Annotated in this window: 9 protein-coding genes; 4 read left to right on the top strand and 5 right to left on the bottom strand. The window is 37.3% G+C overall.

Annotation, left to right across the window (positions count from 1 at the left end; translation table 11 throughout):
• Window positions 1-212 precede the first annotated feature (212 nt).
• On the top strand, window positions 213-1,766 hold the full coding sequence (gene istA / locus VFM92_RS14035) for an IS21 family transposase (protein ID WP_325122859.1): 1,554 nt from the start codon (window positions 213-215) through the stop codon (window positions 1,764-1,766).
• 29 nt (window positions 1,767-1,795) lie between these two features.
• Window positions 1,796-2,533 (top strand): IS21-like element helper ATPase IstB, encoded by a 738-nt coding sequence (gene istB, locus VFM92_RS14030; RefSeq protein WP_325122858.1) that lies wholly within the window; start codon window positions 1,796-1,798, stop codon window positions 2,531-2,533.
• A gap of 20 nt (window positions 2,534-2,553) precedes the next feature.
• Here the strand turns inward: istB and VFM92_RS14025 are convergent, their stop codons facing one another.
• Genes VFM92_RS14025 through VFM92_RS14010 form a run of 4 tightly spaced genes read right to left on the bottom strand, consistent with a single transcriptional unit; the run spans window position 2,554 to window position 4,438 of the window.
• Entirely contained in the window at window positions 2,554-3,060 is a 507-nt protein-coding gene (locus tag VFM92_RS14025; RefSeq protein ID WP_325122857.1) for a hypothetical protein, read from the bottom strand.
• A 29-nt stretch (window positions 3,061-3,089) separates the two neighbouring features.
• A complete protein-coding gene (locus tag VFM92_RS14020; protein WP_325122856.1) occupies window positions 3,090-3,749 on the bottom strand; it encodes a hypothetical protein in 660 nt (219 codons plus the stop codon).
• A 34-nt stretch (window positions 3,750-3,783) separates the two neighbouring features.
• Window positions 3,784-4,023 carry a hypothetical protein gene (locus tag VFM92_RS14015; protein ID WP_325122855.1) on the bottom strand — a complete coding sequence of 80 codons (240 nt, stop codon included), beginning with the start codon at window positions 4,021-4,023 and terminating at the stop codon, window positions 3,784-3,786.
• A gap of 25 nt (window positions 4,024-4,048) precedes the next feature.
• Window positions 4,049-4,438: a hypothetical protein gene (locus VFM92_RS14010; RefSeq protein WP_013455613.1), complete on the bottom strand. Its 390-nt coding sequence runs from the start codon at window positions 4,436-4,438 to the stop codon at window positions 4,049-4,051.
• Between the two features lie 70 nt (window positions 4,439-4,508).
• Here VFM92_RS14010 and VFM92_RS14005 point away from each other — a divergent pair, with 70 nt between their 5' ends.
• A complete protein-coding gene (locus tag VFM92_RS14005; protein ID WP_013455612.1) occupies window positions 4,509-4,772 on the top strand; it encodes a helix-turn-helix domain-containing protein in 264 nt (87 codons plus the stop codon).
• Window positions 4,773-5,023: 251 nt separating this feature from the next.
• Here VFM92_RS14005 and VFM92_RS14000 read toward each other — a convergent pair whose 3' ends face one another.
• Window positions 5,024-5,209, bottom strand: coding sequence for a hypothetical protein (locus VFM92_RS14000; RefSeq protein WP_325122854.1), 186 nt, complete (start codon window positions 5,207-5,209; stop codon window positions 5,024-5,026).
• A gap of 308 nt (window positions 5,210-5,517) precedes the next feature.
• Here VFM92_RS14000 and VFM92_RS13995 point away from each other — a divergent pair, with 308 nt between their 5' ends.
• On the top strand, window positions 5,518-6,276 hold the full coding sequence (locus VFM92_RS13995; protein ID WP_325122853.1) for a metallophosphoesterase: 759 nt from the start codon (window positions 5,518-5,520) through the stop codon (window positions 6,274-6,276).
• Window positions 6,277-6,283 lie beyond the last annotated feature (7 nt).

Genomic DNA, 6,283 nt, shown 5'->3' with positions numbered 1-6,283 from the left:
TGGCTAATTCGGTTCGATTTGTGCCACCCATTTCGGTTTTATAGTGCCAGTGATTTCGGTTCAAACTGTGCCAATATTGCTGCTTTGAGGCTGCGTTAAAACGGTTTGATTTGTGCCAGCTGTCACGGTTCTAATTGCCCCGAAGGGATGCCTATGACATGCCACTGTGAAAGATCAAGTAAAACATGCTATATCGAAAATAAAAAAACGATATGGCTAATACTCTTGATCCTATGGACATCAAACAAATAATTACACTACACCTCGATAACCTGAGCAATCGGCAGATTGGCGATACTTTAGGCATTTCCCGCAATACGGTAAACAGCTATATCAAGCTTATAAAAGCCAGCGATTATAAAGCGGAAGAGCTCCTGCAGTTCGATGTGGGCAGGCTAAAAGAACTTTTCCCTTCCCAGACCACCATCAAAAATGCGCGCTTCGATGAGCTGATGCGATACTTTGAGAAGGTAAACCAGGCCCGTAACCATCCCGGCTTCACTTTCCTTTATCATTATGAGGATTACAAGCTGCAAGCTAAAGAGCCTTACAGCTATACCCAGTTCATGGAGCATTACAGGCGTAAGTTCTCCAATACAAAAGGCTCCATGAAGCTTGAGCATGAACCGGGCAAAGAGCTCTACATTGATTTTGCCGGCTCAAAGCTACATATCGTGGACAAAGAAACGGGTGAGCAGATTCCCGTTGAGGTATTTGTGGCCATATTGCCCAATAGCCAGTACACGTATGTAGAGGCTTGTAAAAGCCAAGAAAGGGAAGACTTGATCACTTGCATGAACCATGCAATGGCTTTTTACGGAGGGGTGCCCAAGGCAATTGTTTCCGACAACTTAAAGTCAGCGGTTACCAGGGCAAGTAAGTACGAGCCGGACATCAACCGCTCCTTCAAGGACTTTGCCCATCATTACAACTGTGTCATCAACCCTACCAGGAGCTACTCGCCACAGGACAAGGCTTTGGTGGAAAACGCTGTGCAACTAAGCTATCAGCGGATATATTATCCGTTGCGGCAGATGACTTTTTTCTCTTTGCAGGATTTGAACAGGGAGATACAAAAGCTACTGGTCGACTATAACGATGCACTCTTCCAAAGAAAACAGGCCAGCAGAAGAGAACTTTTCCAGTCAGTGGAAAGGGCTTATCTTAAACCACTTCCTTCACAGCCCCATGAACTCAAGGACTATTGCAGGGCAAAAGTGCAGAAGATAGGCTATGTATATTTTTCCCCTGACAAAAGCTATTACAGTGTGCCGTACCGCTATATAGGCAAGTACACCATGATCCATTATACCTCTTCAACTGTCGAGGTCTATTACTATCATGAGCGGATAGCTTCACATCAGCGCAATCCTTCAACGGGGCACTATAACACCAATAAAAAACACCTGAGCAGTACTCATAGAGATTATACCGACTGGAGCCCTGAATTTTTCAAAAAGAAAGCTGCCGTCCACGGAGAGAACGTGCTGGCCTGTATAAACGGCCTGTTCATTGAATGTGATTATCCTGAAACAGCTTATAAAAGGGCAATGGGTATTATTCAGCTCCATCGCCAATACGGGTCTAAAAGACTGGACAATGCCTGCAAGCGTGCCGTGTACGCAGATGCCGTCTCTTATACACGCATTAAAAACATCCTGCAAAAGAACCTTGACAAAGACTTATTTGAGGAGCAGGGAAAAGACAATACGCAATCCCATATACCGGCCCATGGTAATATCCGTGGGGCAAAGGCTTATCAATAATTTTATAAACACAATTAAATATAACGCACATGAACAACAATCAAACAGTGGAAAAATTAAAACAGATGCGCCTGACCGCCATGGCGGAACTGCACCTGCAACACGTTAAAAACAACAAGTTTACCGACATTACCCCTGATGAATACATGGCCCTGATGGCTGACCATGAGTGGGAAGACCGGGAAAACAAGAAAATAACCAGGTTGCTTAAACAAGCCGGCTTTCGCCAAAAAGCCTCTGTTGCAGAGGTAAGCTATACCGAGGCCAGGAACCTTGATAAAAATATGTTTAGCCGACTGGCTACCCTGGACTTTATCACAAAAAAGGAGAACATTATACTCACAGGAGCTTCAGGGGTTGGAAAAAGTTACTTGGCGCAGGCACTGGGCAATCAGGCTTGTCTGATGGGTTACAGGGTTTATTATACCAATACAGCTCGTTTACTCTCCATGTTAAAACTATCAAAAGTGGACGGTACTTATCTCAGGGAACTCAAAAAACTATTAAAAGTAGACTTGCTTATAATGGATGATTTTGGTCTTCAAGCCTTTGATACGCATGCACGGGAAGCCTTGATGGATATTATTGATGACCGCTTCAATCAAAAAAGCACGATAGTCTCCTCACAAATACCGGTATCTGCATGGTATGACATTATCGGGGAAGGCACTATTGCAGATGCTATCCTTGACCGATTGGTCAACTCTTCTCACAGAATTGATCTAAAAGGAGAGTCACTAAGAAAAGGAATTTTGAAGAATGAATAATTAATTTTTACTACTTTGCATCATCTTTTACAGTGGCACCATTTGACCGAAATCACTGGCATGGTCTGACCGAAATAGCCAGTAATCAAAACGGCATGACCACCTTTGGCTGCAGCTTCTTTTTTCATGGCCACGATTGCTACTTCCCTTAGTTTTTTCTTCGCACCGTAATATTTACTCTTTTCAACTTCAAGATCATCGACCATTTCCATAGAAGCAACTTGGTTTTCGTCCTCATAGACTTTTACATCTTCCCAGGAAACAGTTTTTACCTCCTTTTTATCTTCCTGCTCAAAGGTTTGAGTTCTTCCCGATGCGAAAACAATGGATTCAATTTCAGATGTTTTTAATTGATTTGTCAAGGATTCATCTGGGAAATTGTATTCTATAAAGTCGGTAGTAACCTTGGTTACCTTTACTTCTATTGAGCTGCCGTCAGTTTTATTGACTTGATCAAATGATTCTTCCTGAGCCATTACTGAAAGGGCAATAAGGAAGCTTAAAATTGTAAGTGATAGTTTCTTCATGAATGGATTATTTATTAAGTGTTAAAAAATTAAATTCTTTCTCCTGTAATATTCATCGAGCCAGTAAAAGTCTTGCGCCCATAAATTAGATGGTCATTGTTTAGGGTTAAAATATTAAATATTTGCCCATTGATCTTGATCTTTTCCGCATTAGCTTGATAAGTGCCCTTTATTTTTCTTTCCCCGATTAAAACTGTGCCATTTTCCAAAAATTCATATGTTTTATCATGAATTTTCCATTTTCCCAGTATTGACTTATTATGCCCTTCTTCCAATTTTATGTCTTTAATCAGTTTGCCTTCTTCATCATATTCCAGTAAATAGGTTAAAATGCCCTCATCATAGGTATTTTTCTTAATAGTGTCACCTTTGGAATTATAGGATATTTCTTCTCCGTGATAATTTCCTTCCTTGGCGGTGTATTCTTTTATCAGATTACCTTTTTTATCCCACTTTTTCCATAAACCAGTAGAGAGGTTGTTTTCATATATTCCTTTGGTTCTCACTTGTCCGTTGGGATAAAATTGGGTGTATTCACCGTTTTTCAATTCAGACCCATTTTCATCAACAGAATATTCAAATCTTTCTTTGATGGATCCGTCCGGAAATCTGGTTTCTTTTTTTTCTTGTCCGCATGAAATGAAGGCAAGGGTTAATATGCTAATAATAGTGAATGATAGTTTTTTCATAATGGTTTTGATTAATAGTTTAAAATTGAATTTGTTAATTGGGCAATGATTCCATCTGGCTTTCATAAGCATCTTCTAAGATGCATGATGCTAATGCTTTTGGAGTTAAATTTTCCTCTGTATCCCATTCGGTAATTTCCACTACTGCAAGTGGCACATAGTTTCTCTGACACCATCTGACAGCTTCTTTAATGCCCTCATGGGTTTCTTTTAGCTTCGGGCGGTCAAATTCCTCGCCTGTATAATAACCTATTGTAAATCTTCTCTTTTCCATGACTTCTCTATTTTTGTTCTGTTTCTTATCTTAACAAAACTCCTGGCCCTGCCAAGTGAAAGGCAATCATAACTTCTTTGAACAATCTTTTCTCTTGAATATTTTCAAATACATAAGAGGGGTCTAAAATCTTGATTTTAAATAGATCAGTAAACTTTTCAAGTTCTTCCTTAGAAAATTCGTGGAAATCTCGTTGTCTAAGCAATGAAGGTTCTCTTAAGTTTGCAGCTCTGTAATTTGAAAGGCATATTTCCTTATATTCCTTATATTTTTCAATCTTCTCTTCTGGTTGTTTTGAGGCTTTTAAAAGCTCTATATCCATTGATTCCATAGAGCAGTATTTTCTTAGCCCATCAAATTCCTTTACTTCTTCATCGGTATAATCATTGACTGTTAATTTTAACGCTTTTTCCATTTTACTAAGGTTAATAGTGAAGTCGAAATATAATAAATTCTATCAATGAGTACAATTCCATTCAAGGTAAATGCTCGGTCAATTTTACCTTTCCATCGTGGAAGAATTACTTAAAGAGTATTTTGCAGATGTATTAAAGGAGGTAAGGTTAGAAAAAGGCCTTACTCAGCAGAAGCTGTGTGATCTTGCAAATATGGAACGAGTTGTGCTTTCTAGGATTGAACGGAAAATATCATTTCCTTCCATTCCCACCCTTTTCAGACTTTGTGTTGTTTTAGGAATCAAACCTTCTGAAATTGTGAAAAAGGTGGAATCACGTCAAAATAAGGCTTAATTTTTTTTCCATTTAAGCATTTCCCATTTCATTGATTATTGCAAACCTTAGAAATAAGGTTATTTCATTTGAAGCTACTTGCATCTGTGTAATAAATTAATTTAATTTGAGGTATCTTATCAAGTCAATGACTTTGTAAGGTTTTGGTTGAAATATAGCCGTTGGGTGGGGATCCAACGGCTTTCTTTTTATAGGCTTATCAGTATTTTAATTGTTAATGAAATTGTAAGGAACTTTGAAACCATATATATTCATAATTGATTATCTTCTCTATGTATTTTTAAATAAATAGAAACTCCCCATACCAAACAAGCGACAGTTCCCATCAATAAGAAAAGCATTACTATAATGCCTGCCGCATTAGGACTGGCCAGCACTACTATAGCCACCAAAGAAGGCACGAAACAAACAAAAAGTGTCAGTGGCACTTTCATCATATTTTGCAATCTTATGACAGAATTGTGGTCAATATTTTTTTTATCAATTTTCAATTGTATATAAATACTTTGTAAAGCTTAAAAAAATCAAACTCCTTTTAGAGGACAGCAAAAAAAGCCCTACTAAAACGTGCTTTTTGCTTATTCAGCCCTATTTTTAAATACTTCTATTAATAAATAGTCTGAAAGTTTTAAATTCCAGAGAATTTATTTTTTCGTTTATTTATAAATACTCTGAAAATTGAAAAAATCTTAAATGAGATCAGAAGACAATTTTTAAAACAGCTTAGATTTTATAACTTTTATCCATGAAAATCCAATTTGCATCAGACCTTCATTTAGAGTTCATAATGAACAAAGCCTATATTGAGAAATACCCTTTGGAAGCTAAAGGTGATATTTTGATTTTGGCTGGTGATATTATTCCTTTCAATATGATGCATGCAGCAGATAACTTTTTCGATTATGTATCTGATAATTTTGAGATGGTCTATTGGATCCCTGGCAATCATGAATATTACCAATCAGATATAAATGAAAGAAGCGGTTCAATTCAAGAGCAAATTCGAGATAATGTCATTTTACTAAATAATAAATCAATTCAATACGGAGATTATAAAATCATCTTTAGCACGCTCTGGACTTCAATTGGAGATCAGTATGCAAATGACATAAAACGTGGTATGAATGATTTTAGAGTGATTAAAGATGATGGATTAAGCCTTAGACCTAAAAAATATAATCAGCTTCATGAAGACTGCCTTTCATTTATTCAGAAGGAGTTGGAGGAATGTAGTGAAAATGAAAAGTCAATAGTAATTACACATCATGTACCCACCAAAATAAATTACCCTTTAAAATACCAAGGAAGTATATTGAATGAAGCCTTTGCAGTTGAATTGGATGATTTTATTAAAGAATTTAAGCCCAATTACTGGATTTATGGTCATCATCATGCAAACAGGAAAGATTTTCAAATTGGGGAAACTCAACTTATGACAAATCAACTAGGTTATATTGACTTGCAAGAACAAGGGGGATTCAAACCAGATAGATTGATTTTTTAAAATCATA

The sequence above is a fragment of the Marivirga sp. genome (assembly GCF_035704835.1).
GTDB lineage: Bacteria > Bacteroidota > Bacteroidia > Cytophagales > Cyclobacteriaceae > Marivirga.
This window is presented reverse-complemented; position numbering and strand designations above follow the sequence as displayed.